Genomic DNA, 26,373 nt, shown 5'->3' with positions numbered 1-26,373 from the left:
TCCGACGACGACGGGCGGCCGGGATGACGACAGCCGGAAGCACGACACGGGCCGCGGCGGGTTCGACCGCGGCGGCCTCGACCGCGGCGGCCTCGGCCGCGGCTGCCTCGGCCGCCCCGGCCGAGGGCGCGCCCAGGCGCGGCCTGGTGCTGGGCGGCGGCGGGATGCTCGGCGCCGCCTGGACGGTCGGTGCACTGTGCGCCGTGGAGGAGGCCACCGGAGCGCGGGCGGGCGCGGCGGACGTGCTGCTCGGCACCTCGGCGGGGGCGATCCTGGCCGCGATGCTGGCCGGCGGGGTGCGCCCCGAACAGCTGCGCGACCACCAGCGCGGCCTGCCGATCACCGAGGGCCCGCTGGCCGGGGTCGCCTTCGACTACGACACGGCGGTCGGCGGTGCGCTGCCGCCCCGCCCGCGGGCCGGGATCGGCTCGCCGGGTCTGCTGCGGGACGCCGTGCGGCACCCGCGCGAGTACCCGCTGCTGACCATGGTCTCGGCGATGGCGCCGCACGGCCGGGGCTCGCTGGCGTCGGTCGGTGACCTGGTGCGCGGCCTGCTCGGCCCGGGCGGCTGGCCGACCGCGGGGTCGGCGGAGGCGAGCGCGGCCGCCGCGCCGCTGCGGGTGGCGGCGGTGGACTACGGCAGCGGCCGCCGGGTCGTCTTCGGCGATCCGGACGCCCCGGCCGTCGCGGTCGCCGACGCGGTGATGGCCTCCTGTGCGATCCCGGGCTGGTTCGTGCCCGTCCGGTTGAACGGTTCGGCGTACGTGGACGGCGGCTGCTGGTCCGCCACCAACGCCGACCTGATGCTCGGCCGAGGTCTGGACGAGGTGTACGTGCTCGCCCCGATGGCCCTGCGGCTGGCTCCGCGCGCCGAGCGCTCCGCCCGCTGGGGCACCTCGGCGGCGCTGCGCGAGTGGCGGGCCCGGGAGCGCCCGCGCGGTGTGCTGGCCCAGCTGCTCGGCCGCTACCGCCGGTCCGTCACCCGGCAGCTGTTGCGCGAGGCCGCGCTCCTGCGGGCCGAGGGCGTGCGGGTGCGGCTGCTCGCGCCCACCCTGGCCGACCTGGCGGTGATGGGCCCGAACATGATGGATCCGACCCGCCGGGGGGAGGTGCTGGAGAGCGGCCTGCGGACCGCCCGGGAGGTCCTGGGGGCCGCGCGCTGATCGCACGGAGCCGTGGCCGGGGCCGGGAGGGGGCCGGGCTGCGGATTGATCGCGGCGGGCCCGGCGGCGCTTATTCTTGGGGCGCTGGAGAAGCTGTGCCGCTGGACGAAGCCCGCTGGACGAACCGGAGAGTGCCACCGATGCGCGTGTACGTGCCCACCACCCTGACCGGCCTGGCGGCGGCGCACGAGGGCGGTGCCCTGGACCAGTCCGTGGCCTACGCCGTGACCCCCGCGCTGCGCGAGTGGTACGTCAGTGACGACCTGGAGGAGCTGGAGTACGCGGCGCTGAACCGGGCCGCCCAGTCCTCGCTGCGGCTGCTGGCCGCCGACCCGCAGGCCCCGCGCCGCCGGGTCGTGGTGGCGCTGGACGTGGCCGACTCGGCCGTGAAGCCCTTCCCCGGCGACGAGTACCAGGACCAGGCCTCGCTGGGCCGGGTGGTGCTCTCCGGCCCGGTGCGGCTCGCCAAGGCCGCCGCGGTGCACGCGGACGTCGCCGACGACGAGGTGGTCACCGACGTCGAGGCCGCGGTCGCGGCGGTGGCCGCGGCCGACGCGGGCGACCAGGACGCCCAGTTCACCGTGGACGGCGCCGAGGACCACGACCTGCTCTGGTACGCGACCCAGGAGATCCCCTCGCTGCTGGCCTGAGTGACCCCGGTCCTACCGGTGCGTCGTCCGTCCGGGTTACCGTTTGACCCCGTGCGCACACACATCGTTTGGGACTGGAACGGCACCCTCTTCCACGACATGGAAGCGGTGCTCGCGGCGAGCAACGCCGCGTTCGCGACCATCGGCGTCGGGCCGATGAGCCTGCAGGAGTACCGCGAGCAGTACGAGATCCCGATCCCCCGGTTCTACCAGCGGCTGCTCGGCCGGGAGCCCTCCGCGGAGGAGTGGCTGAAGCTGGACGACGCCTTCCACGCCCGCTACCGCGAACTGAGTGCGGCCTGCGGGCTGACGGAGGGCGCGCGCGAGCTGATGGACGGCTGGAGGGCGGCCGGGCACAGCCAGTCCCTGCTGTCGATGTACGTGCACGACAAGCTGGTCCCGCTGGTCGACACCTTCGGCCTGACCGGCTACTTCCTGCGGGTGGACGGCCGGAGCGGGCCGGCCGGCGGGCAGAAGGCGGAGCACCTGGTCCGCCACCTGGCGGCGCTCGGCGAGCAGGTGGATCCGGCCCGTACGGTGCTGATCGGCGACGCCGCGGACGACGCCCTGGCGGCGCTGGCCGCGGGCGCCCACGCGGTGCTCTACACCGGCGGCTCGCACGCGCGGGCGAAGCTGGAGCCGGTCGGCGTCCCGGTGGTGGACAGCCTGGCCGAGGCGGTCGAGCTGGCGGCCCGAATGGTGGGCTGAGCCGCTGAGCCGCTGAGCCGCTGAGCGCCCTCGCGGCGCCGACCGTCCCGGCGCGCGGCCGCCCACCCCTGCCGTCCCGGCGGCCGCCCCCGCCGCCGAGCCGACCGGCCGTCCCCCGGGCGTACGGCGGACCGCCGAGCCGGCCGCCGACGTGGCGGGCGCCACGTCCGCCGTTGGCGTGTCCGGGCGGGCGGATCCGCCCCGCCGTGGTCAGGCTGGACTGACACCAGCAGAGCCAGCAGGACGGAGCCGCCATGCCCATCGACGCAGTCACCGAGGTGCCGACCCCGGTCAACGAGCCGGTGCGGTCGTACGCGCCCGGCAGCCCGGAGCGCGAGCGGCTGGTCCGGCGGCTGGACGAGCTGGCCGCCGAGCAGGTCCCGCTGCCGATGACCATCGGCGGGGAGCAGCGCTTCGGCGGCGGCGAGCGGATCGACGTCGTCCAGCCGCACCACCACGCGGCCAAGCTGGGCGTGCTCGGCAACGCCACCAGGGAGGACGCCAGGGCGGCGGTGGACGCGGCGCTGGCGGCCGGTCGGCAATGGCGCTCGCTGTCCTTCGACGACCGGGCGGCGGTCTTCCTGCGCGCCGCCGACCTGCTGGCCGGGCCGTGGCGGGAGACGCTCAACGCGGCCACCATGCTCGGCCAGTCCAAGACGGTGCAGCAGGCCGAGATCGACTCCGCCTGCGAGCTGATCGACTTCTGGCGGTTCAACGTCCACTTCGCCCGGCGGATCCTGGCCGACCAGCCGGTCTCCTCCCCGGGGGTGTGGAACCGGGTCGACCACCGCCCGCTGGAGGGCTTCGTCTACGCGGTCACCCCGTTCAACTTCACCGCGATCGCCGGCAACCTGCCGACCGCCCCCGCCCTGATGGGCAACACGGTGGTGTGGAAGCCCGCGCCGACCCAGACGCTCGCCGCGTACCACCTGATGCGGCTGCTGGAGGCGGCCGGCCTGCCGCCCGGGGTGATCAACCTGGTCACCGGCGACGGGCTGCAGGTCTCCCCGGTGGCGCTGGCCGACCCGGCGCTGGCCGGGCTGCACTTCACCGGCTCCACGGCCACCTTCCAGTCGCTCTGGCAGACCGTCGGCGCGAACATCGCCGGCTACCGCACCTACCCGCGGATCGTCGGCGAGACCGGTGGCAAGGACTTCCTGCTGGCCCACCCCTCGGCCGACCCGGGGATCCTGAGGACCGCCATGATCCGCGGCGCCTTCGAGTACCAGGGCCAGAAGTGCTCGGCGCTCTCCCGCGCCTACCTGCCGCGCAGCCTCTGGCTGCGGATCAAGGACGACTTCCTGGCCGAGGTGGACGCCCTCACCGTGGGCGACGTCACCGACCTGTCCAACTTCATGGGCGCGCTGATCGACGCCCGGGCCTTCGAGAAGAACCGCACCGCCATCGAGCGGGCCAAGGCCGACCCGACCGTCGAGCTGGCGGCCGGCGGCCAGTACGACGACGCGATCGGCTGGTTCGTGCGCCCGACCGTCCTGGTCTCCTCCGACCACCGGGGCGAGATCTTCCGCACCGAGTACTTCGGCCCCATCCTCGCGATCCACGTCTACGAGGACTCCCGCTGGGAGGACGTGCTGGGCCGGATCGACGCCGGGGCTCCGTACGGCCTGACCGGCTCGGTGATCGCGCAGGATCGTTACGCCATCGCCCAGGCCGTGGAGGAGCTGCGCTTCACCGCCGGAAACTTCTACATCAACGACAAACCGACCGGGGCGGTCGTCGGCCAGCAGCCCTTCGGCGGCTCCCGGGCCTCCGGGACCAACGACAAGGCCGGTGCCGCCCAGAACCTGCTGCGCTGGACCTCGGCCCGCGCCATCAAGGAGACCTTCGTGCCGCCGACCCACCACGGATACCCGCACATGGGCTGAGAGTGAACATCACCCTCCGGTTTGGACATGGTGTCCAGGACGGACCCGACATCCTGCGGGTTTGCGCCTCCCTGTCCCTGTGCACCTTCGAATGATCCGGTTAGGCTGGCTGGCGTCGTCGGGTGGCTTGCAGGACGAATGAGGCGTCCTACCCGCTGGGAGGGCGCTTCATGCGTGCCATGAGCCCCTTTCAGTCGGATGGTGCGGCAGGATTGCGGTGACCCGTCGGTGTACATCCACACACCACCGAGTCACGCAACGGCGCGCGACAGGAGCCAAGAAGTCATGCAGACCAAGCTGGACGCAGCCAAGGCCGAACTGCTCAAGAAGGCAGCCGCAGCCGCTGAGAACAGCCAGGTAGGGGGAGCGGCGCCGGGGGAGGGTCTGAGCAACGGTGCTCTGACCGCGTACCTGCACCACTACTACCTCCACACCGCGCCCGAGGACCTGGTCGACCTCGACCCGGTCGACGTCTACGGGGCGGCCGCCTCCCACTACCGCCTGGGCCTCAAGCGCCCCCAGGGCACCGCCGAGGTGCGGGTCCACACCCCCTCGGTCGAGGAGAACGGCTGGTCCTGCGGCCACACGGTCGTCGAGGTCGTCACCGACGACATGCCCTTCCTGGTGGACTCCGTCACCAACGAGCTGTCCCGCCAGGACCGCGCGATCCACATCGTCATCCACCCCCAGCTGGTCGTCCGCCGTGACATCACCGGCAAGCTGCTGGAGATCCTGGACGTCGACGCCTGCTCCCGCAGCCAGGCCGCCGGCGCCGAGTGGCCCGCCGACGCCACCGTCGAGTCGTGGATGCACATCGAGATCGACCGCGAGACCGACCGCGAGGACCTGCGCTCGATCGAGACCAACCTGCGCCGCGTGCTCGGCGACGTCCGCGAGGTCGTCGAGGACTGGACCAAGATGCGCGAGAGCGCGCTGCGCCTGGCCGACGAGCTGGCCGAGGAGCCCCCGACGGGCCTGCCCGAGCAGGAGGTCGGCGAGGCCTGGGAGCTGATGCGCTGGCTCGCCGACGACCACTTCACCTTCCTCGGCTACCGCGAGTACGACCTGGTCGAGCACGAGGGCGAGGAGGTCCTCAAGGCCGTCGCCGGGACCGGCCTCGGCATCCTGCGCGCCGACCCGCACGGCCACGACGACAGCCACCACGCCGTCTCCGACGCCTTCGGCCGCCTCTCCGCGCCGGTGCGGGCCAAGGCCCACGAGAAGAAGCTCCTCGTCCTGACCAAGGCCAACAGTCGCGCCACCGTGCACCGCCCGGCCTACCTGGACTACGTCGGCGTCAAGAAGTTCAACGCCGCCGGCGAGCCGATCGGCGAGCGCCGCTTCCTCGGTCTGTTCTCCTCCGCCGCCTACACCGAGTCGGTCACCCGCATCCCGGTCGTGCGCCGCAAGGTCCAGGAGGTCCTGGACAGCTCCGGCTTCTCCAGCGAGAGCCACGACGGCCGCGACCTGCTGCAGATCATGGAGACCTTCCCGCGCGACGAGATCTTCCAGACCTCGGCCGCCGAACTGCTCTCCATCGCCACCAGCGTGCTCTACCTGCAGGAGCGCCGTAAGCTGCGCCTCTTCCTGCGCCAGGACGAGTACGGGCGCTACTTCTCCGCCTTCATCTACCTGCCGCGCGACCGCTACACCACGCGCATCCGGCTGCTGCTCACCGACATCCTCAAGGAAGAGCTGAACGGCGCCACCATCGACTACACGGTGTACGCCACCGAGTCGGTGCTGACCCGCCTGCACTTCGTGGTCCGGGTCGCCCCGGGCACCGAACTGCCCCGGCTCACCGACACGGACATCGAGCGGATCGAGAACCGCCTCGCCGAGGCCGCGCGGTTCTGGATGGACGGCTTCCACGAGCAGCTGCACCTCGAACTGGGCGAGGAGAAGGCCGCCGAGCTCGGCCACAAGTACGCCAACGCCTTCCCCGACGGCTACCGCGCCGACTTCCCGCCGCGCACCGCCGTGACCGACATCAAGCAGATCGAGGCGCTGCACGGCGACGGCGACTTCCGCCTGAACCTGTACCAGCCCGTCGGGGCCGGCGACGACGAGCGCCGCTTCAAGATCTACCGGGTCGGCGGCCCGATCTCGCTCACCGAGGTCCTGCCGGTGCTCCAGCGCCTGGGCGTCGAGGTGCTGGACGAGCACCCGTACGCGCTGCGCCGCTCCGACGGCACCACGGCGTGGGTGTACGACTTCGGCCTCAAGCTGCACCAGGCCACCGAGCTCACCGACGAGGCCCGCGAGCGCTTCCAGGACACCTTCGCGGCCACCTGGACGGGCAAGGCCGAGAACGACGGCTTCAACGAGCTGGTGCTGACCGCCGGGCTGACCTGGCGCCAGGCGATGGTGCTGCGCGCGTACGCCAAGTACCTGCGCCAGGCGGGCTCCACGTTCTCCCAGGACTACATGGAGGACGCGCTCCGCAACAACACCCACACCACCCGCCTGCTGGTCAACCTGTTCGAGGCCCGGCTGAGCCCGAGCCACCAGCTGGGTGCCGCCGAGCTGACCGAGGGCATCCTGGAGGAGCTGGCCGGCGCGCTCGACGAGGTCGTCTCGCTGGACGAGGACCGCATCCTGCGCTCCTTCCTCCACCTCATCAAGGCGACCCTGCGGACCAACTTCTTCCAGCACGACGCCTCCGGGGAGTGGCACTCCTACGTGTCGATGAAGTTCGACCCGAAGGCCATCCCGGACCTGCCGGCCCCGCGCCCGGCGTTCGAGATCTGGGTGTACTCGCCGCAGGTCGAGGGCGTGCACCTGCGCTTCGGCAAGGTCGCCCGCGGCGGTCTGCGCTGGTCCGACCGGCGCGAGGACTTCCGTACCGAGATCCTCGGCCTGGTCAAGGCCCAGATGGTCAAGAACACCGTGATCGTCCCGGTCGGCGCCAAGGGCGGCTTCGTCGCCAAGCAGCTGCCGGACCCGTCGGTGGACCGCGACGCCTGGCTGGCCGAGGGCATCGCGTCCTACAAGACCTTCATCTCGGCGCTGCTGGACATCACCGACAACCTGGTGGCCGGCGCGGTCGTCCACCCCGCCGACGTGGTCCGCCACGACGAGGACGACACCTACCTGGTCGTCGCCGCCGACAAGGGCACCGCGACCTTCTCCGACATCGCCAACGGGGTCGCCGAGTCGTACGGCTTCTGGCTGGGCGACGCCTTCGCCTCCGGCGGCTCGGCCGGCTACGACCACAAGGGCATGGGCATCACCGCCCGCGGCGCCTGGGAGTCGGTCAAGCGCAACTTCCGCGAGCTCGGCGTCGACACCCAGACCGAGGACTTCACCGTCATCGGCATCGGCGACATGTCCGGCGACGTCTTCGGCAACGGCATGCTGCTCAGCGAGCACATCCGGCTGGTCGCCGCGTTCGACCACCGCCACATCTTCCTCGACCCGAACCCGGACGCGGCGGTCTCCTACGCCGAGCGCCGCCGCCTCTTCGAGCTGCCCCGCAGCTCCTGGGACGACTACGACAAGTCGCTGATCTCGGCCGGCGGCGGGGTCTTCCCCCGCAGCGCCAAGTCGATCCAGCTCAGCGCACAGGTCCGGGCCGCCCTGGGCGTCCAGGAGAGCCGGCTGACCCCGGCCGAGCTGATGAAGGCGATCCTCCAGGCGCCGGTCGACCTGTTCTGGAACGGCGGCATCGGCACCTACGTCAAGGCCTCCGGCGAGACCAACGCCGAGGTCGGCGACAAGGCCAACGACGCCATCCGCGTCAACGGCGAGCAGGTCCGCGCCCGGGTCATCGGCGAGGGCGGCAACCTCGGCTGCACCCAGCTCGGCCGCATCGAGTACGCCGCCTCCGGCGGCCCCGAGGGCACCGGCGGCTGGATCAACACCGACGCCATCGACAACTCGGCCGGCGTGGACACCTCGGACCACGAGGTCAACATCAAGATCCTGCTCAACCAGGTCGTCGCCGAGGGCGACATGACGGTCAAGCAGCGCAACACCCTGCTCGCCGAGATGACCGACGAGGTCGGCCGCCTGGTGCTGCGCAACAACTACGCGCAGAACGTGGTGCTGGCCAACGCCGTCGCCCAGGCGCACAGCATGGTCAACGTCCACGCGCGGATGATCAACCGCTTCGAGGCGGCCGGCCGGCTCGACCGGGCCCTGGAGTTCCTGCCCACCGAGCGGCAGATCCGCGAGCGCCAGCAGAACGGCCGCGGGCTCTCCCAGCCCGAGATGTCCGTCCTGCTCGCCTACACCAAGATCATCCTGGCCGACGAGCTGCTCGCCACCGACCTGCCGGACGACCCGTACTTCCGCACCGCGCTGCACGAGTACTTCCCGAGTGCGCTGCGGGCGAAGTTCCCGGACGCGATCGACAACCACGCGCTGCGCCGCGAGATCATCACCACGCTGATCGTCAACGACACGATCAACCGCGGTGGCTGCACCTTCGCCTTCCGCCTGAAGGAGGAGACCGGCGCGACGTACGAGGAGATCGCCCGGACGCACGCCGCCGCGCGGGCCGTCTTCGGCCTGGAGCAGATCTGGGACGAGATCGAGGGCCTGGACAACAAGGTCCCGGCCCGGACCCAGACCAAGATGCGGCTGCACTCGCGCCGCCTGGTCGAGCGCGCCACCCGGTGGATGCTCAACAACCGCCGCCAGCCGCTCGACATCGCCGGCACCATCGAGTTCTTCCACGACCGGGTCAACCAGGTCTGGGGCTCGCTGCCCAAGCCGCTGCGCGGCGAGGACCTGGCCTGGTTCGAGTCCGTCCACAACGAGCTCGTCTCCGCCGGCGTGCCGGAGGACCTGGCCACCCGGATCGCCGGTCTGTCCTCGGTCTTCCCGACCCTGGACATCACCGAGGTCGCGGACCGCTCGGGCAAGGACGTCGCCGAGGTCGCCGAGCTGTACTACGACCTGGGCGACCGCCTCCAGATCTCGCACCTGCTCGACCGCATCATCGACCTGCCCCGCACCGACCGCTGGTCGTCGATGGCCCGGGCCGCGATCCGCGAGGACCTCTTCGCGGCGCACGCGGCGCTGACCGCCGACATCCTCGCCTGCGGCCCCGAGGGCGCCACCCCCGAGGAGCGCTACAACGCCTGGGCGGAGCTCAACTCCACCCTGCTGAACCGCGCCAAGGCGACCCTCGACGACATAAGGGGTTCGGACAACTACGAGCTGTCCAGCCTCTCCGTCGCGATGCGCGTCATCCGCACCCTGCTCCGCACCGGCTCGATGCGCTGACGGACGGCTGTCAGGAAGGGGCCCGCGTCCTGGGACGCGGGCCCTTCCGCGTTCAGGTGGTGGCGAGCCGGCCGTGCCCGCCCCTTTGCCCGCGCAGGGCCGCACGGGCGCGGGCGACGCCACTTGCGGTCACGGCGGCCCCGGTGCCCACGGCGGGGGTTCTGCTGCCGAGGCCCGCGCAGGCCCGGCAGATGCCGGGTCGGGGCACCGGATCGTGGCAGCGGGCGCACTCGTCATGGGCGACCGGTGGGGCCACCGTTCGGTGCGGCGGCAGCTTGCGTCGCAGGCGGTCGCGGATGAGCGCTGCCGGGGAGTGCAGCGGTGCGGGCAGCCCGGGCAGCAAGGCGCGGGCCAACTCGTCTTCGGCGCAGCCGCGTTCCAGCCACTCGACGACGAGCGGCGCGAGTCGCAGGGCTTCCGCCTCGCCGAGTCGTAGTCGCGGTTCGGGCCGGATCGCGCGGAAGAGCGTCGCGACCGCCGCGCGGGTCTGCTCGTCAGGGAGGGTGGGTACTTCTTCCGGGTTCTTTACGGGAGGGGTGACAGCGCGGCCGACACCCGCTTCACCGGCCGCCGGGTGGGGGACAGCCGGCGGCCGGGCAACCTGTGGTGTATCGAAAACGTGGGCCTGCGACTGGACCGTTCCGTCGGGCATCCGCACCGTGTCGACGCGGTAGTACCCGGCATTCTTCAGCTCTTTGAGCGCTCGCTGAACGGCGCCGCGCCCCTGCGTGCTGGTGTCGGCCATGTGTCGCCCGTCCTCGCGCCAGCCGTCGGGGCGGGAGAGGAGATCGGCGAGGAGGCCTCGGGCGGTGTAGCTGAGGCGACGGTCCTGGAGAAGACCGTTCGGAAGAACGGTGAACGAGCGCGTGTGAGCGCTACGATGAATCTGCATCTGGAGTTGCTGCTCCTGGTGCCGGACCCCGGGGTGTTCCACCACCGCCGGGGTCAACTGTGTTCTGCTGCCAATGCGGAACGTAGCACAGCAGATACAGAGAGTGTGAACCGTTTCTGAAGATCGGGCGACGGCGTGGGGCCTGCTTCACCTCTCCGTCAGGAAGACGAGCCGCGCGTGTACTGCCCCCTCAAGGTCGAGGTTGTCGCCTCGGGTGGTGGTCTGCAGGAGCTCCGTGACGACCACGAGCTCGAAGCAACGACGGAGAGGGCGGTCTCGGCAGGGGTGTTGCCAGGGTTGATCAGCTCGGAGAGTTCCGGGGTCACCATTTCGGGGATCTCGCCGCCGTGGAGCGGAGCGGAGGCGAACACCTCCAGTCCCGCAGCCAGGGCATCGGCCAGCGGGCCGTGTCCGTCGAGAGCCTGGGCGACGGGTGCGAGGTGGACGAGGGAGACCGGGAGCTGGATGGCCCGCAGGTAGTGATTCGGCCCGCCGACCGTGGTCGCGAGCTCGAGCAGCCCGGGAACGTCGAAGAGACCGCTGCTGAAACCGTGCCAGGTCGTCACTCTGTAGGCACTGATGATCTGTCGGCTGCACGCCTCCTCCAGTGCCAGGAACGCGGTGCAGAGTCGGTCGGTGATCTCGTCTTCCGGGCAGCCGTGTTCGGGGTTGTGGACGAACACCAGGTCGGGTACCCGGCCGAGCATGCGCCTGCTACGGGCGAGCTGCCAGGCGATGTAGTCCGGGGCGAGGCAGTGCCCGCGTTCGGCGTCCGCTGCGGACAGGGCACCGGCTCGCACAGCGATGCGTCTGGCGCCGGCCGGGACGAAGCCCACCTTGGTGGAGACACACAGATCCGGGTAGGCGGCCAGAATCACGGCGAGAGACGTCTCCGTCCGACCGTCTGCGTAGTTCGGCGCTGTGTCCACCCAATCGGCATCTCGGGAGGCGGCCATCAGCGCGGCCTCGGCCACATCGAGGCAGCGGTAGGTGCCGAGGCCCAACCGTGCGGTCATCGTGCACCTCCGATCGCGGCGGCCTGGCCGTCGACCAGTTCCGTCACGACACCAGCCGCCGCAGCTACGCATTCGCGAACGGCCTGGCGCTGCGCGGAGTCAGCCGGCCACAACGGCCTTCGGGCCTGGGTCCGATCCGTCCAGTCCCTGATCGCCTACTGGCAGCAGGACCACCGCCAGGCCGCCGAGCTGGCCAGATCCGGACTGCCGTACGCGGACAGCGGGACGATCGCAACCCGCCTGCTCAGCCTCGAAGCACGGGCCGCCGCCGCGCTCGGCGACAGCGCGAGCGCGCTACGAGCCGTGGCAATGGCCGAGGCGGCGCGGAGAACAGTTGCTGCCGTGGATCTTCCCGGCGTATTCACGTTTCCCGAGGCCAAGCAGTGGACCTACGCCGGTACCGCCCTCCTTGCCCTGGGCAGCCAGGCTCACGTGAACCGTGCCATCGAGGCGTCCTCAAGGGCCATTGCCCGGTACGAGTCGGCACCGCAGCAGGAACAGTCCTCCGGTGACCTGCTGGCCGCCCGCCTTGACCTCGCCAACGCCCACCTCGCCCACGGCGACCTCGACGGCGTACAGGAGAAGCTCTCGGTGGTGCTGGACGCCGCACCGGACCGGCGAACAGCGAGCATCTCCAGCCGCCTTCGGGCGCTGAGCACTCGTCTCGCCGAGCCCGCCTATGCAGGCTCCCCGATCGTCTTGAGTCTCCGTGAGAATGTCAGAGAAGCCTGCTCTCGACCCGCACTCACGAACCCTCCGGAGCTGCCCCAGTGACGAGCAACACCGCTCAGCAGGACGCCGCAGTCGCCGACAAGTCCATCCTCGCGAACAGCGCCTATGCCGACGGACGCCACCTGGCCGCCCGCCAGTCGATCTACCGGTGGCAGCAGCCGCAGTACGACCTGCCCGGGATCGTCGTTGAAGAGCTGGCCGACACCGGCGGCACCGTCCTCGATGTTGGCTGCGGCAACGGCAAGTTCGTCAGCCGCCTGCACACGGACCGCCCGGATCTTCAGGTCGTCGGGATGGACATCTCGGCGGGCATCCTTGCTGATGTCCCGAAGCCGGTCCTGGTGGCCGACGCCCAGGCCCTGCCTTTCGCCGACAACAGCGTCGACGCCGTGCTGGCGCTGCACATGCTGTACCACGTCGGTGACATCGAGGCCACGATCAAGGAACTGGCCCGCGTCCTCCGGCCTGGCGGTGTGCTCATCGCCTCGACCAACAGCGACACCGACAAACAGGAGTTGGACCGGCTCTGGGCTCGGGCCGCAGGCGACGTCCTCGGGATTCCCGAGGGGCCGGCGCGGGTCTCGCTCAGCTCCCGTTTCTCCCTGGAGAAGGCCCGCGGCTATCTCAGGGGGGCGTTCAAGGACATTCAGGTCCGGAAACTGTCCGGCACCATCGAGCTCACCGATCCTTCGCCAATCGTTGCTCACCTTGCCTCGTACGCGGCTTGGGCCGACCAATCTGGTGTCCCGTTCCCCGAGACCGTCAGTCGGGCGGCCGAGCTCGCTGCCGCCACGATCGAGGCCGAGGGGTCATTCAAGATCACATGCCTTGGTGGCATCATGATCTGTCGGCCCTGATATCTGACTCGACGTTCTCGGTCCTCATTGGCTGAACCGTTCCGTCATATCGTGTGCCCGGCCTTCGAGATCGTCTCGAAGGCCGGTGCCGTATTCCTGTGCATCGCTGCCCCGCCGGGCTCGTCCGGCGGGGCAGCGAAACGAAGCTGGATCAATCCCGACAGCTTCCAATAGCACCGCAGCTCTCTCTTGCTCTGTGCAGGAAGTCGGTTCAGTCGACTTCCTGCGCCCGTAGAACAAGAGGTGTAGGCGAGGGTCGGAGGCGGGCGAGGGGTAGAGCTCGCTTCTAGATGATTGATACAAAGGGTTAATGGTCGGAGGCGGTCAGGGAGCGCATGACGGGCTGGCCGGTGTGGTTGCTGTGCCAGATCGCGCAGGTCAGGCCTTGAAGGTCTGGTTGACGGACTCGATGATCTGCCGCAGCGGCTTGAACAGGGCGGATCCGGCCCGCAAGGGCTCGCCCTTGCGGGCCGGCCGCAGCAGTTGCACTCCCCACCCGGCGAGTTCGCGTTCGAAGGCGCGCCCGTAGTACTGCCGGTCGCTGATAAGGGTCTGGCCCGGTCGGGAAGCCGCGAGGTCGGGCTCGGCATGGAGCATGCCGAGCACGGTCTCGCGCTCGTCCGCCTTCGCGCCGGTCAGCGCGAAGGCGAATGGGCAGCCCTGCAGGGTGCACAGCAAGTGCAGGCGCAGGCCCCAGAAGAACCGGGAGTGGCTGGCGGAGTAGCCGTCTTCGGCCCATCCGGCCAGGTCCGAGCGTCTGGCCGTCTCGCGCGAGCGCCCGCACTCCACCGGTGTGGAGTCGACGACCCAGACAGTGTCGGTCCACAGCGACGTGTCTCGGGCGAGCATGCGGTTGACCCGTGCGGCCAGGTCCGCGGCCTTGAGCAGACGCCGGGGGCGGGGGACTCCACGCTGGGCCTGTGGCCGTGCCGCTGCCGCGAGCGCGGCGGCGGCACGCCTATATAAGCTCATTTTTAAATCAGGCTGTGGCGTTTTCCTTCTGTGCAGGAAGTCGATCTGGTCGACTTCCTGAGTCAACGCGGTCGCCGCTTCGGCCCTGCCGAAGTGGCGACCGCGAGCCAAAGGAGTCGGGGGTAGTCCTCAAGGGGATGTGCCGGAGGCGGGTCAGTGTTTAGAGCGGCCCGCGTCGTCGGACGTGGGTCGCCCCAATTTCTGATTCATCTGATTTTTCACATCTCATCTCGCCGGGTACGCCGCGCCGCCTCAGCGCGAGGCGGCGCGCTGGAGGGCGCTGGCGAGGAGGGCGAGGTCGGTGGGGCCGTTGCCCAGCTCGCGGACCGGGCGGCGGGCGGGCGGGGCGCCGAGCTGGAGGGGGTCTATCGCGACGACGGTGGGCCGCAGGGTCGCGGTACGCGGGATGCGGCCGCTGATCCGGGCGGTCTGGAAGGCCGTCACGCCGCCGTCGGGGCGGCGCAGGTAGCCGCGACCGGGGGTGTCCTCGGGAAGGGCGGCCGCGTCGCCCAGGTGGATCAGCAGGTCGGAGTCGGCCGGGTCCTCGGTGCGCAGGGCGATCCGGAGCAGGGCGGCCTCGTCGACCTCGGTGCCCGCGCTCTCCTCCGGACGGCCGGTGGCGACCGCGAGGTGGATGCCCAGCGGTCCGCCGCGCCGGGCGACGGCGGCGAGCGCCCGGGCCAGCGGGCGGCCGGCCGGGGAGGTGGGGGAGAGCAGGGCGTCGTAGTCGTCGACGACGACGACCAGCCGGGCCGGGGCGGGGTCGGACCCGGTGGGGGCGGCGGGCCGGGGGTCGGAGGCGCCGCGCGGCGGGATGATCCGCGGGCCGCCGGTCGGGCCGGCGCCGACCGTGGCGGGCACCGGGACCTGCGGCCGGTCCGCGCCCAGGCCCTGGGCCGCCAGGTCCTGCCCGTCCAGGCTGTGCCCGTCCAGGATGCGGGCCGCGTGCCAGGAGGCGAAGTCCAGCCCGTCGAAGAGCCGCTCGCGCAGGGCGAGTTCGTCCTCCAGCGCCTCCGCCGCGAGCAGCGCGGCGCGCGGGTCGGCGGCGGCGTTCACCCGTCCGATGACGTGCGGCAGCTCGGTGCAGCCGTCCAGCCCGTCCTGGCCGTCCGCGCCGTCCCGGCCCTCGATGAGGGTGACGGTCAGGCGCTCGGGCCGCTCGGAGACGGCGAGCGAGGCGACCAGGGTGCGCAGCAGCTCCGTCTTGCCGGAGCCGCGCGTGCCGCCGATGAGCAGGTGCGGGCCGCCCGGGTCGGGGGAGGGGAGGGAGAGCTCCGGGTCGGCCAGGTCGAGGGTGCACAGCTCGTCGCGGGTGGTGCCGAGCAGTGCGGTGGCCGCGCCGATGCCTCCGGCGTGGGCGGCCCACCGCGCGGACAGCTTGGCCGGGGTGACGGTGTCGAGCTGGAGCAGGTCGAGCAGCCGCAGCGCGTCCGGCAGCGGGCCGCGGGCGGTCGGCGCCGCCTCGCGCAGCGGGGCGAGGGCGCGGGCCAGCCGTTCGGCCCAGACGTCCGAGACGGCGTCCAGCGAGACCTCGTGCAGGGTCTCCCGGCCGCGGGCGACCGGGCGGTCGATGGAGAGGTGGGTGCCGACCTCGCCGGTGATCAGCGCGGTGGCGCCGAGGCCGCGGGGCAGCAGTTCGGGCTGCTCGGCCAGGCAGAGCGGGAAGATGCCGACCGCCGGGCCCTGGCGCAGCAGCAGGTCGAGTGCCTGGCGGGCGCTCTCGGTGGCCGGGCGGCCCTCCACCACGACGACGGTCGCGGGGTGGCCGCCGACGCCGCTCGGGCCGCTGAGCCGGGCGGTGAGTTCGGCGAGCCGGGCGGTGGCCTGCTCGTCGTCGAGGCCGAGCAGCAGCCGGCAGTCCTGGCCGTCGGCGGGGCGCAGGTGGGGCAGCCACAGGGCCCAGGCCCAGGTGTCGACGCGCTCCTCGGGGGCGCGGCCCGGGTCGGCGTCGACCACGACCAGGCTCAGCCCGCTCGGCGGGTGCAGGGCGGCAAGCTGGGCGACGACGGCCCGGGTGAGCGCGTCCAGGCGTTCGCGGGGGCCGCTGAGGCCGAGGCTGCCGGCGGTCTGCAGGTCGAGGGTGACCGGGACGGCGGGGAGCACGGTGCCGGGCGCCGTTCCCGGGCCGCCGGGGCGGTCGGCGGTGCCCAGCCGCAGGGTGAGCGCGTCGGGGTGGCCGGGGCCGCGTTCCCAGAGCCGGGGGCCCGGGCCGAGGGCGTTGAGCAGCACGGTGGCGAGGTCGGGCCAGCGGTCCCGCTGGGCGGCGGCCTGGCGCAGCCGTACCGCGGTGTGGTGGCGTTCGGCGCTCTCCTCGGGCGGTTCGGCGGCGCGGCCGGGCAGCAGCGAGAACAGGCCGCGGCCGCGGGCCTGGGCGGGCTCGGGAGCGGTGGGCGGCTCGACGACGGGCGGCGCGGGGCGGACCGGGCCGGGGGCGGCGAGCTGGAGGCGGCCGTGGCCGTCGGGCAGGGCGGCGCGGACGGGCTCGCCGGCCGGGTCGAGGAGCTGCAGGGTGGACTCGCCGATCCGCAGCAGGGCGCCCGGATCCAGCGGGACGGCGGCCTCGACCGGGCCGGGCGGGACGATCCGGCCGTCCAGGGTGGTGCCGTTGGTGGAGCCGAGGTCCCGGACGGCGATCCGGCCGTCCTCGCCGAGGTGCAGGGCCAGGTGCAGCCGGGAGACGTCCGGGTCGTCGAGCGGGACGTCGGCCTCGCCGGAGCGGCCGATCCGGATCTCCCGGCCGTGCAGCCGGTGCACGCCGCCGGCGTCCGGACCGCCGACCACCCGCAGCTCGGCGGCGGCGGGGGTGTCGTCGGCGTCGTCGGCGGTCGGGTCGGGCTCGTTGAGGCTGAGGACGGCGCCGTCGAGCAGCGGGGGGTGGCCGAGCAGGGTGTGTTCGTCCACCCGGTGCGCCCCGGCGTAGAGGTGCACGTGGGTGGCGGCCCGCGGCCCGCGCACGCCCACGGCACCGGCGAGCGCGCCCGCGATGGCGCCGAGCGCGGTGCCGACGGGCGCGGTGACCAGCACGTCCACGTAGGGGATGGCGGAGCCGGCGGCGGCCGGGCCGCTGCGCGGTCGGAGGACGGTCAGCCGGATCTGCATCTCGCCCGCGGGTCCCTTCTGCTGGTGTGATGCCTGGTACCGCTGCCGGTGCCGTCGCGCTCGCGCCGGGCGGTCGCGGCGACCCTTTGGGCCACACGAGTGGCGAGTGTCCATCCTGCCATCCGGCGCGGACAGTCCGCGCACGGTACCGGATTTGACGATCTTGCGATCATCGCCATGGTGGAGGCGACGGAGAGTCAGGTCAACCGCCGCCGTGGCGGCGCCGCCGCGGACCCCGCCGAGCGGCTCCGACCAGCCCCTCGGGGCGGCTCCGACCTGCTGCTCGGGGCGGCTCCGGGCAGTCCCCTAGGGGATGTCCCCCAACCCTGCTCGACGGCCAGCCGGTCACCCCGAAATCCTGAACGGACACCGTTAGAGTGGCCGCAAACACGGGCCCGGCAGGCTCACCGCACCGGCGGAGGAGCGCCCCGCGCGGGCGGCACGGCGAGGAGTGCGACAGGTGCGGCCAGTCGGCAGCAAGTATCTGCTTGAGGAGACCCTGGGCCGGGGCGCCACCGGGACCGTCTGGCGCGGCCAGGTGCGCCCGGACGCCCAGGTGCCGGGCAGCGCGCCCGGGCAGCAGGTGGCGATCAAGGTGCTGCGCGAGGAGCTGGCGGCCGACCCGGACGTCGTGATGCGCTTCCTGCGCGAGCGCTCGCTGCTGCTGCGGCTGACCCACCCGAACATCGTCCGGGTCCGCGACCTGGTGGTCGAGGGCGACCTGCTGGCCCTGGTGATGGACCTCGTCGAGGGCCCGGATCTGGCCCGCTACCTGCGCGCCAACGGCCCGTTCAGCCCGATCGCGGCCGCCCTGCTGATGGCCCAGGTCGCGGACGCCCTCGCGGCCAGCCACGCGGACGGGATCGTCCACCGCGACCTCAAGCCGGCCAACGTGCTGCTCGCCTCCACCCTGGTGGACGGCGTCGAGCGGATGCACCCGATGCTGACCGACTTCGGCATCGCCCGGCTCGCCGACTCCCCGGGCGTCACCCGCACCCACGAGTTCGTCGGCACCCCCGCGTACGTCGCCCCGGAATCCGCCGACGGCCGCCCGCAGACCTCCGCGGTGGACGTCTACGGCGCCGGGATCATGCTGTACGAGCTGGTCACCGGCCGCCAGCCGTTCCAGGGCGACAGCGCCCTGGCCGTCCTCCAGGCCCACCTGGCGCAGGAGCCGCAGCGGCCCAGCACGATGCCGGAGCCGCTCTGGACGGTGATCGAGCGCTGCCTGCGCAAGGACCCGGCCCAGCGGCCGAGCGCCACCTCGCTGGCCCGCGCCCTGCGGGTGGTCGCGGCCGGGGTGGGCGTCCACGCCTCCCCGGCGGCGGTGGACGAGGCGCTCGCGGTCGGCGCCCTGCTGCTGCCCGACCCGCAGCCGACCGCCGTCCCCGGCACCGCGCCGGCCGGCCACCCCGTCGCGCCCGGCGCCCCGGCCGGCACCGACGACCGCACCCAGGTGCTGCCGTCCACCCCGGGCACCCCGCAGTACGACCCGGCGGGGGCGACCCGGGTGATGGGCACCCAGCCGCCGCCCGCGCCCCCGTACGGCTCCGACGACCGCACCCGGGTGATGCCGCCCACCGCGGTGCCACCGCCCCCGCCGGCCGTGCCTCCCGCGCCGCAGGAGGAGACGCCGCACCCCTGGCAGACCCAGCTGCGCGCGGCGCGCGACCGCAACCAGCAGACCCAGGTCGGCTACTCCGGACCGGAGGACTTCGAGGACCCGCAGGTCGCCCCGCCGCCCTACCAGGCCGGCCCGGGGGGCCACGGCGGTCCGGGCGCGCCCGGCTACCAGCCGCAGCAGCCGGGCGGCTACCAGCCGGACCAGCGCCGCCAGGGCCCGCCGCCCGGCTACGCCCAGCGCCCGCCGGTCGCCCCGCCGCCCTACCAGGCCGGCCGGCCCGGCCAGGCGGGCCACGGCGGCCAGAACGACCAGGGCGCCCCCGGTGCGCAGGGCGGGTACCACCGGCCCGCGTCCGGGTACGGCCAGCCGCAGGGCGGCTACCCGCCGCCCCCGCCCGCCCCGGCGCCGCGCCGGACGGAGCCGCCCGCACCGCAGTACCGGGAGGAGCCCCCGCGGCGGCGGGAGGAGCCGCCCGCACCGCCCCGCCGCGAGCCGGCGCCGCCGCGCGAGCGCCGTCCGCGCAGCCGCAACCGGATGTACATCCCGGGCCTCGGCTGCCTCAAGGGCTGCCTGATGGTGCTGCTGGTGCTGGGCGTGGCCGCCGTGGCGCTGTGGAACTTCACCCCGCTGCCGCACTACTGGGACAACGTCGTGGGCTGGTTCGACTCGGCGCGGGACTGGGTGAACCGGGTCGTCGGCACGTAGCGGCGGATCGCCTCCGGGGGCACGGGATTGACGCTTTGTCGACAATTCACGAGATTTCCCGCCCCGGAGTCCCGCCCCGGGGCCCTCAGGCGGCCCGCGCAGGGGGTCGGGGCGCGTAGGTTGGTCGCTGTTGTCCCGCCCCACCGAGCGCGCCCGGACCCCCGGAGCGCTCCCGCGCCGCCCACGGAGCAGCATTGGCACGCAAGATCGGCAGCCGGTACACCGTCCACCAGGTGATCGGCCGGGGTTCGGCCGGGACGGTCTGGCTCGGTGAGGGGCCGGACGGCCCGGTGGCGGTCAAACTGCTGCGCGAGGACCTCGCCGCCGACCAGGTGCTGGTCGGCCGCTTCGTCCAGGAGCGCACCGCGCTGACCAGCCTGGACCACCCCCGGGTGGTCGGTGTGCGCGACATGGTGGTGGACGGCAGCGACCTCGCGCTGGTGATGGAACTGGTCCAGGGCACCGACCTGCGCTCCCGGCTCGAACGGGACGGCGCCCTGCCCCCGCAGACCGCGGCCTCGATCATCGCCGATGTCGCCGACGGCCTGGCCGCCGCGCACGCCGCCGGGATCGTCCACCGTGACGTCAAGCCGGAGAACGTCCTGCTCGACCTCGCCGCCGCCCCCGGCCCCGGTGGCGCCCCGCGCGCCAAGCTCACCGACTTCGGGGTCGCCCGGCTGGTCGACGCCCCGCGCCGGACCCGCGCCACCCGGATCATCGGCACCCCCGACTACCTCGCCCCCGAGATCATCGAGGGCCTGGAGCCGCGCGCCGCCGTCGACATCTACGCGCTCGCCACCGTGCTCTACGAGCTGCTGGCCGGCTTCACCCCGTTCGGCGGCGGCCACACCGGCGCGGTGCTGCGCCGGCACGTCACCGAGCAGGTGCCGCCGATCCCCGGCCTGCCGGACGGGCTGTGGCGGATCATCTCCGAGTGCCTGGCCAAGGCCCCCGCGTCCCGGCTGCGCGCCGCCGAGCTGGCGGCCCGGCTGCGCGAGCAGCTGCCCTCGCTGGCCGGCCTGCCGGCGCTGGCGGTGCCCTCCCAGGGCCGCGCCCCGGCCGAGGAGCAGCTGAGCCCCGGCGAGGCCGTCTACGCCGAGGTCGACGCCGGCCCGGGCGTCCACAAGCGCCGGCGCGGCCCCGCCGTCCCGCTGGTGCCCGGCGCCGCTCCGGACTCCACCCGCGACACCCACACCAGCCTGCGCCGCCCCTCGGCCGAGGAGCTGGCCGCGTACGCCGCCGAGTCCCGCGCCCAGCGCGCCGCCCCGGGGCACCGCCGGGACCGCCAGGCACTGCTGCGCCGCCGCAGGCTGCTCGCCGTGGTGCTGGCGACCGTCCTGCTGCTGGCGGGCGCCGCCGCGGCCTGGACGGCCTTCGCGGCCACCGAGCCGTCGGGCGGCCACCCGGCCCGCCCGGCCGTCCACGCCACCGCCCCGCGGGCGCCGTAGCCCCGTGGGAACCGGGGGTGTCGTCATGACCACCCCCGGAACCATTACGCTGGGGGCGTGGCAGCCGTCGATCCTTCCGAAGAGCTCAAGAACCTCGATACGACCATGGGGTCGATCGAGGCCGTCCTCGACCTGGACAAGATCCGGGCCGACATCGCGGTCCTGGAGGAGGAGGCAGCCGCCCCCACCCTGTGGGACGACGTCGCGAACGCGCAGAAGGTGACCAGCCGGCTCTCCTTCCTCCAGGGCGAACTGCGCCGGGTCGAGGGCCTGCGCAGCCGCATCGACGACCTGGGAGTGCTGTTCGAGCTGGCCGAGGCCGAGAACGACGCGGACACCCGCGCCGAGGCCGAGTCCGAGCTCGTCGCGCTCCAGAAGGCGGTCGAGGAACTGGAGGTCCGCACCCTCCTGTCCGGCGAGTACGACGCCCGCGAGGCGCTGATCAACATCCGTGCCGAGGCCGGCGGCGTCGACGCCGCCGACTTCGCCGAGCAGCTGATGCGCATGTACCTGCGCTGGGCCGAGCGGCACGGGTACCCCACCGAGGTGTACGACACCTCGTACGCCGAAGAGGCCGGCATCAAGTCCGCGACCTTCACCGTGAAGGCGCCGTACGCCTACGGCACCCTCTCGGTCGAGCAGGGCACCCACCGTCTGGTCCGCATCTCGCCGTTCGACAACCAGGGCCGCCGGCAGACCTCCTTCGCCGGGGTCGAGGTGCTCCCGGTCGTCGAGCAGTCCGACCACGTCGACATCGACGAGGGGGACCTGCGGGTGGACGTCTACCGCGCCTCCGGCCCCGGCGGCCAGGGCGTCAACACCACCGACTCGGCGGTGCGCATCACCCACATCCCGACCGGCATCGTGGTCTCCTGCCAGAACGAGCGCTCGCAGATCCAGAACAAGGCGTCCGCGATGAACGTCCTCCAGGCGAAGCTGCTCGAGCGGCGCCGCCAGGAGGAGAAGGCGGCGATGGACGCGCTGAAGGACAGCGGCAGCTCCTGGGGCAACCAGATGCGCTCCTACGTGCTGCACCCGTACCAGATGGTCAAGGACGTCCGCACCGCGTACGAGGCCGGCAACCCGCAGGCCGTGCTGGACGGCGACATCGACGGCTTCATCGAGGCGGGGATCCGCTGGCGCAAGCAGCGCGAGACCAGCGCGGAGTAAGCGACCGGACACGCACGGAGAAGGCCCCCGACCAGAGCGGTCGGGGGCCTTCGCCGTTCCCGGCGGACCGGGCTCGGGCCTCTAGGCCAGCGCCTGCCGTGCGATCAGAGCCACCGCGAGCAGACCGGCCAGCAGGGCCAGCAGCATCGCGGGGGAGAGCGCGGCGAACGGCCCCTGCTGCTCCTGCAGCCGGGCCCGGTTGGCGCGGCACACCGGGCAACGCCCGTCGCTGACGCGGCCGTTGCAGTTGGCGCACACCAGATGGTCGCACGTCATGCGATCTCCTCCTCGCTGCTACAGCCAACGCACCGGACGGGGCTCTGGTTCCCTTTCCTGCCCTGTACGGGGGAGCGGCCGAACGCGGTCGCCTCCTCCACTCTGCCAGGTTCTGGCGGTTCCGGCTCCCGGGCTGTGAGATGGCTCGCAATATTCGGGGCATAACCGGACATTGTCCCCCAGGTTCCGACCGGCGTCCTGGGCCGACCCTGCGGGCCGGTCGCCGGTTCGCGTATGGTCCCAGACCGGGAGCGGCCCTCCGCGCTCCCTTCGCCCGCCCCCGGACCGGGCCTCCGGGGTGGACCGACCGAGGACTGGCGCCGCCTAGGATGGCCTCCGTGATGCAGCCGTGATCAGATTCGACAACGTCTCCAAGACCTATCCCAAGCAGAACCGTCCCGCCCTGGACAACGTCTCGCTGGAGATCGAGAAGGGTGAGTTCGTCTTCCTGGTCGGCTCGTCCGGCTCGGGGAAGTCCACCTTCCTGCGCCTGTGCCTGCGCGAGGAGCGCCCGAGCACCGGTTCGGTGCACGTGCTGGGCAAGGACCTCGGCAAGCTGTCCAACTGGAAGGTGCCGCACATGCGCCGCCAGCTGGGCACCGTCTTCCAGGACTTCCGCCTGCTGCCGAACAAGACGGTCTCGCAGAACGTCGCCTTCGCCCTCGAGGTGATCGGCAAGCCGAAGAGCGCCATCGCCAAGGTGGTGCCCGAGGTGCTGGAGCTGGTCGGCCTCGGCGGCAAGGAGGACCGCATGCCGGGCGAGCTGTCCGGTGGTGAGCAGCAGCGCGTGGCGATCGCCCGGGCCTTCGTGAACCGTCCGATGCTGCTCATCGCGGACGAGCCCACCGGCAACCTCGACCCGCAGAACTCGGTCGGCATCATGAAGCTGCTCGACCGCATCAACCGCACCGGCACCACGGTGCTGATGGCGACCCACGACCAGGCCATCGTCGACCAGATGCGCAAGCGGGTCATCGAGCTCGACAAGGGGCTGCTCGTCCGCGACCAGGCCCGCGGCGTCTACGGGTACCAGCACTGACCCACCAGCGCTGACCCGTGGGGCCGCCGGCCCGACCCGCCAGACCGAGCAGTACCGACCCTGGAGTTGTTTCCCGCATGCGTGCCCAGTTCGTCCTGTCGGAGATCGGTGTGGGTCTCCGACGCAACCTGACCATGACCATCGCGGTCGTGGTCAGTGTCGCGCTCTCCCTCGCCCTCGCCGGTTCCTCGCTCCTGGTCCGCGACCAGGTGAACTCCATGAAGGGGTACTGGTACGACAAGGTCGAGGTGAGCATCTACTTCTGCACCAAGGCGGACGCCCGCAACTCGCCGCAGTGCGACAAGGGCGCGGCCACCGACCAGCAGGTCCAGGACATCAAGGACCAGCTGGACAAGATGAGTTCGGTGGTCCAGTCCTCGACCTACGAGAGCTCCGCGGACGCGTACAAGCACTGGAAGGAGATGAACCCGGACAACCCGCTCATCTCCGTGCTCGGCGCCGACGCGATGCCGCAGTCCTGGCGGGTCAAGCTCAACGACCCGACCAAGTACGACGTCATCCAGAGCGCCTTCGCGGGGAAGCCCGGCGTCAAGTCGGTGGAGGACCAGCGGAAGATCCTGGAGAACCTGTTCGGCCTGCTCAACGGCCTCCAGACGGCAGCCTTCGTGATCATGGTGCTGATGCTCTTCGTCGCGTTGCTGCTGATCGTCAACACCGTCCGGGTCTCGGCGTTCAGCAGGCGGCGCGAGACCGGCATCATGCGCCTGGTCGGTGCCTCGAACTTCTACGTCCAGATGCCGTTCATCGCCGAGGCCGCGTTCGCCGCGCTGCTCGGCGCGGTGATGGCCTCGGGACTGCTGCTCGGCGGGCACTTCTTCGTCCAGCACTGGCTGGCCGACCGGGTGCAGTTCATCCACTTCATCGGCCTCAGCTCGGTGCTCGCGGTGATCCCGCTGCTGATCGTGGTGGGCATGGGCATGGCCGGCATCGCGGCGTTCTTCACCCTGCGCAAGTACCTCAAGGTCTGATCCCCGGCGGATCCTTCGGCCCCGCACGGCACTGCGCCGTCCGGGGCCGTCGCCGTTCCCGGTCCGCCGTTCCGGCCCGCCGCGCGCGGGGCTGTGTCTACACTCCGGTGGCATGCTGCAAACTCCGCGCAGGGCACGTCAGGTGGCCGCTCTCAGCCTGGTGTTCGGTGCCGTGCTGATCGCCGGCGCCGCCACCGGAGCCTGGGGCGACCCGAGCGCGCCCCCGCACCGGGCCTCCGCCGACCTCGCCCCGGCCGGGCCCGCCGGGCTCCCCGCGGACCCGGCCGGCGCCGCGCTGTCCGAGCAGCAGGCCGAGCACCTGCTCGCGGCCGGCGGCGACCGCTGGGGCGCGTACTACAGCGCCCAGGAGTACGCCGAGTTCAGCCAGGGCCTGGACGGCCGCTACCCGGGCGTCGGCCTCTCGGTCGGCCGGGGCGAGGACGGCGTCACCGAGGTGTCCCAGGTCACCCCGTCCGGACCGGCCGCCGAGGCCGGGATCGCCCCCGGCGACCGGCTGCTGCGGATCGACGGGGACCAGGCCGACCGCCTGCCCGTCACCGAGGTGGTCGCCCGGCTGCGCGGGCAGGGCGGCGAACGCAGGGCCGGCTCCGAGGTGACCCTGGCCGTCCGGCGGGGCGACGGGCAGGAGCGCGAACTGCGGCTGCGGCGCGTGCTGCTGGACAGCCAGCAGGTCACCGCCGAACGCCTGGACAAGGGGAACCTGCGGGTCACCGTCCGGGCCTTCACCAGCGGCGTGGCCGAGCAGGTGCGGAACGCGCTGCGCACCCCGCACACCGGCGTGGTGCTCGATCTGCGCGGCAACTCCGGCGGGCTGGTGGACGAGGCGGTCGGCACCGCCGGGATCTTCCTGGACGGCGGCGCCGTCGGCTCGTACCAGGAACGCGGCGGCAAGCGGGAGTTGACCGCGCCGCCGGGCGGGGACCAGCGCACCCCGCTGGTGGTGCTGGTGGACGGCGGCACGATGAGCGCCGCCGAGCTGCTCGCCGGCGCCCTCCAGGACCGCAGCCGGGCCGTGGTGGTGGGCTCCCGGACCTTCGGCAAGGGCACCGTCCAGCAGCCCAGCAGGCTCGCCGACGGCGCCGTGCTGGAGATGACCGTCGGCCGCTACTACACGCCGGCCGGCCGCTCGCTGGACGGCACCGGTCTCACCCCGGACGTCCCGGCCGCCGCCGGCCAGGACGCGGACGCGCTCGCCCAGCGCGTCCTCGCCGGGCTCGGCACCCGGGCCTAGCAGGCCGGGCCCGGCACCCGGCCCTGGCGCACCGGGTGCCCGCGCCGGAACGCCCGCTCCCGCGCCGGAACGCCCGCTCCTACGCCGGACCGGGGGTGCCCGGACCTAAAGCAGCTGCCCGACGGGCCGCCGGGGTGCGAGAATGACCGCGCTATGGCAAAGGAAACCGGACAGAAGCTGATCGCGCAGAACAAGAAGGCGCGACACGAGTACACGATCCTCGACACCTACGAGTGCGGCCTCGTGCTCACCGGCACCGAGGTGAAGTCACTGCGCGAGGGGCGGGCCAACCTGGTCGACGGCTACGCCTACATCCAGAACCACGAGGCGTGGATCGACAACGTCTTCATCCCCGAGTACACCCAGGGGACGTGGACCAACCACGCGGCCCGGCGCAAGCGCAAGCTGCTGCTGCACAAGCTGGAGATCCGCAAGATCGAGACCAAGGTCCGGGACGCCGGCCACACCCTGGTCCCGCTCTCGCTGTACTTCAAGGACGGCCGGGTGAAGCTCGAGCTGGCACTCGCGGTCGGCAAGAAGTTGTACGACAAGCGCCAGACGCTCCGCGAGAAGCAGGACACCCGCGAGGCGGCCCGCGCGGTGGCGGCGGCCCGGCGGCGCCAGCGTTAATCCGCTGGACCCTCGCCCGTCGCCTCGCGTACT

At 72.7% G+C, this 26,373-nt stretch carries 19 protein-coding genes; 14 read left to right on the top strand and 5 right to left on the bottom strand.

Translation table 11 applies throughout. The features are described 5' to 3' along the window. Nucleotides 1-23: 23 nt before the first annotated feature. The 5 genes from ACGF07_RS20125 (at nucleotide 24) to ACGF07_RS20105 (ending at nucleotide 9,639) form a co-directional block, all read left to right on the top strand. A complete protein-coding gene (locus ACGF07_RS20125) occupies nucleotides 24-1,163 on the top strand; it encodes a patatin-like phospholipase family protein (RefSeq protein ID WP_392900600.1) in 1,140 nt (379 codons plus the stop codon). A 140-nt stretch (nucleotides 1,164-1,303) separates the two neighbouring features. Then, complete coding sequence (locus ACGF07_RS20120) at nucleotides 1,304-1,813, top strand: DUF6912 family protein (protein ID WP_392900597.1); 510 nt, start codon at nucleotides 1,304-1,306, stop codon at nucleotides 1,811-1,813. Nucleotides 1,814-1,864: 51 nt separating this feature from the next. Beyond that, on the top strand, nucleotides 1,865-2,521 hold the full coding sequence (locus ACGF07_RS20115) for an HAD family hydrolase (RefSeq protein ID WP_392900594.1): 657 nt from the start codon (nucleotides 1,865-1,867) through the stop codon (nucleotides 2,519-2,521). Nucleotides 2,522-2,781: 260 nt separating this feature from the next. Then, on the top strand, nucleotides 2,782-4,407 hold the full coding sequence (gene pruA, locus ACGF07_RS20110) for an L-glutamate gamma-semialdehyde dehydrogenase (protein ID WP_392900648.1): 1,626 nt from the start codon (nucleotides 2,782-2,784) through the stop codon (nucleotides 4,405-4,407). Nucleotides 4,408-4,692: 285 nt separating this feature from the next. After that, on the top strand, nucleotides 4,693-9,639 hold the full coding sequence (locus ACGF07_RS20105) for an NAD-glutamate dehydrogenase (protein WP_392900591.1): 4,947 nt from the start codon (nucleotides 4,693-4,695) through the stop codon (nucleotides 9,637-9,639). Between the two features lie 52 nt (nucleotides 9,640-9,691). Here the strand turns inward: ACGF07_RS20105 and ACGF07_RS20100 are convergent, their stop codons facing one another. Together ACGF07_RS20100 and ACGF07_RS20095 are read right to left on the bottom strand one after the other, a co-directional pair. Further along, a complete protein-coding gene (locus ACGF07_RS20100) occupies nucleotides 9,692-10,384 on the bottom strand; it encodes a hypothetical protein (protein WP_392900588.1) in 693 nt (230 codons plus the stop codon). A gap of 305 nt (nucleotides 10,385-10,689) precedes the next feature. After that, the gene (locus ACGF07_RS20095) at nucleotides 10,690-11,547 is read right to left on the bottom strand and encodes an aldo/keto reductase (RefSeq protein ID WP_392900585.1); all 858 of its coding nucleotides are present in this window, start codon (nucleotides 11,545-11,547) and stop codon (nucleotides 10,690-10,692) included. 342 nt (nucleotides 11,548-11,889) lie between these two features. Here ACGF07_RS20095 and ACGF07_RS20090 point away from each other — a divergent pair, with 342 nt between their 5' ends. Further along, nucleotides 11,890-12,321: a hypothetical protein gene (locus ACGF07_RS20090; protein ID WP_392900582.1), complete on the top strand. Its 432-nt coding sequence runs from the start codon at nucleotides 11,890-11,892 to the stop codon at nucleotides 12,319-12,321. After that, nucleotides 12,318-13,136, top strand: coding sequence for a class I SAM-dependent methyltransferase (locus tag ACGF07_RS20085; protein ID WP_392900580.1), 819 nt, complete (start codon nucleotides 12,318-12,320; stop codon nucleotides 13,134-13,136). Before ACGF07_RS20090 ends, ACGF07_RS20085 begins: the two co-directional genes overlap by 4 nt. A gap of 378 nt (nucleotides 13,137-13,514) precedes the next feature. Here ACGF07_RS20085 and ACGF07_RS20080 read toward each other — a convergent pair whose 3' ends face one another. Further along, complete coding sequence (locus ACGF07_RS20080; RefSeq protein ID WP_392900577.1) at nucleotides 13,515-14,174, bottom strand: transposase; 660 nt, start codon at nucleotides 14,172-14,174, stop codon at nucleotides 13,515-13,517. A gap of 186 nt (nucleotides 14,175-14,360) precedes the next feature. Continuing rightward, entirely contained in the window at nucleotides 14,361-17,207 is a 2,847-nt protein-coding gene (locus ACGF07_RS20075) for an FtsK/SpoIIIE domain-containing protein (protein ID WP_392900574.1), read from the bottom strand. Nucleotides 17,208-17,667: 460 nt separating this feature from the next. On the opposite strand from ACGF07_RS20075, the gene ACGF07_RS20070 reads away from it, so the two are divergent. The 3 genes from ACGF07_RS20070 (at nucleotide 17,668) to prfB (ending at nucleotide 22,154) form a co-directional block, all read left to right on the top strand. Then, on the top strand, nucleotides 17,668-19,536 hold the full coding sequence (locus ACGF07_RS20070; protein WP_392900571.1) for a protein kinase: 1,869 nt from the start codon (nucleotides 17,668-17,670) through the stop codon (nucleotides 19,534-19,536). A gap of 194 nt (nucleotides 19,537-19,730) precedes the next feature. Next, nucleotides 19,731-20,984 (top strand): serine/threonine-protein kinase, encoded by a 1,254-nt coding sequence (locus ACGF07_RS20065; protein ID WP_350741104.1) that lies wholly within the window; start codon nucleotides 19,731-19,733, stop codon nucleotides 20,982-20,984. 57 nt (nucleotides 20,985-21,041) lie between these two features. Continuing rightward, a complete protein-coding gene (gene prfB / locus ACGF07_RS20060; RefSeq protein WP_350741102.1) occupies nucleotides 21,042-22,154 on the top strand; it encodes a peptide chain release factor 2 in 1,113 nt (370 codons plus the stop codon). 81 nt (nucleotides 22,155-22,235) lie between these two features. On the opposite strand, the gene ACGF07_RS20055 is transcribed toward prfB, so the two are convergent. Further along, the gene (locus tag ACGF07_RS20055) at nucleotides 22,236-22,430 is read right to left on the bottom strand and encodes a hypothetical protein (RefSeq protein ID WP_030059729.1); all 195 of its coding nucleotides are present in this window, start codon (nucleotides 22,428-22,430) and stop codon (nucleotides 22,236-22,238) included. Between the two features lie 349 nt (nucleotides 22,431-22,779). Between ACGF07_RS20055 and ftsE the strand changes: the two genes are divergently transcribed. The 4 genes from ftsE to smpB all read left to right on the top strand — a co-directional run bounded on the left by ftsE (nucleotide 22,780) and on the right by smpB (nucleotide 26,340). Further along, the gene (gene ftsE, locus ACGF07_RS20050; RefSeq protein ID WP_350741100.1) at nucleotides 22,780-23,469 is read left to right on the top strand and encodes a cell division ATP-binding protein FtsE; all 690 of its coding nucleotides are present in this window, start codon (nucleotides 22,780-22,782) and stop codon (nucleotides 23,467-23,469) included. A gap of 77 nt (nucleotides 23,470-23,546) precedes the next feature. Next, the gene (gene ftsX, locus ACGF07_RS20045) at nucleotides 23,547-24,458 is read left to right on the top strand and encodes a permease-like cell division protein FtsX (protein WP_350741098.1); all 912 of its coding nucleotides are present in this window, start codon (nucleotides 23,547-23,549) and stop codon (nucleotides 24,456-24,458) included. Nucleotides 24,459-24,570: 112 nt separating this feature from the next. Further along, nucleotides 24,571-25,710 carry a S41 family peptidase gene (locus ACGF07_RS20040; RefSeq protein WP_392900565.1) on the top strand — a complete coding sequence of 380 codons (1,140 nt, stop codon included), beginning with the start codon at nucleotides 24,571-24,573 and terminating at the stop codon, nucleotides 25,708-25,710. Nucleotides 25,711-25,863: 153 nt separating this feature from the next. Further along, nucleotides 25,864-26,340: an SsrA-binding protein SmpB gene (gene smpB, locus ACGF07_RS20035; protein WP_350741094.1), complete on the top strand. Its 477-nt coding sequence runs from the start codon at nucleotides 25,864-25,866 to the stop codon at nucleotides 26,338-26,340. Nucleotides 26,341-26,373 lie beyond the last annotated feature (33 nt).

The sequence above is a fragment of the Kitasatospora sp. NPDC048194 genome, from assembly GCF_043202455.1.
Lineage (GTDB): Bacteria > Actinomycetota > Actinomycetes > Streptomycetales > Streptomycetaceae > Kitasatospora.
Note: the sequence above shows the minus strand (reverse complement) of the source record. Positions and strands in the feature narration are given on the sequence as shown.

Excerpts from the sequence above, each read along its gene's own strand:
- ftsX (WP_350741098.1), top strand. The coding sequence starts at position 23,547 with ATGCGTGCCCAGTTCGTCCTGTCGGAGATCGGTGTGGGTCTCCGACGC.
- ACGF07_RS20095 (WP_392900585.1), bottom strand. The coding sequence starts at position 11,547 with ATGACCGCACGGTTGGGCCTCGGCACCTACCGCTGCCTCGATGTGGCC.
- ACGF07_RS20075 (WP_392900574.1), bottom strand. The coding sequence starts at position 17,207 with ATGCAGATCCGGCTGACCGTCCTCCGACCGCGCAGCGGCCCGGCCGCC.
- ACGF07_RS20105 (WP_392900591.1), top strand. The coding sequence starts at position 4,693 with ATGCAGACCAAGCTGGACGCAGCCAAGGCCGAACTGCTCAAGAAGGCA.
- ACGF07_RS20100 (WP_392900588.1), bottom strand. The coding sequence starts at position 10,384 with ATGGCCGACACCAGCACGCAGGGGCGCGGCGCCGTTCAGCGAGCGCTC.
- smpB (WP_350741094.1), top strand. The coding sequence starts at position 25,864 with ATGGCAAAGGAAACCGGACAGAAGCTGATCGCGCAGAACAAGAAGGCG.
- ACGF07_RS20055 (WP_030059729.1), bottom strand. The coding sequence starts at position 22,430 with ATGACGTGCGACCATCTGGTGTGCGCCAACTGCAACGGCCGCGTCAGC.
- ACGF07_RS20125 (WP_392900600.1), top strand. The coding sequence starts at position 24 with ATGACGACAGCCGGAAGCACGACACGGGCCGCGGCGGGTTCGACCGCG.
- ACGF07_RS20040 (WP_392900565.1), top strand. The coding sequence starts at position 24,571 with ATGCTGCAAACTCCGCGCAGGGCACGTCAGGTGGCCGCTCTCAGCCTG.
- ACGF07_RS20120 (WP_392900597.1), top strand. The coding sequence starts at position 1,304 with ATGCGCGTGTACGTGCCCACCACCCTGACCGGCCTGGCGGCGGCGCAC.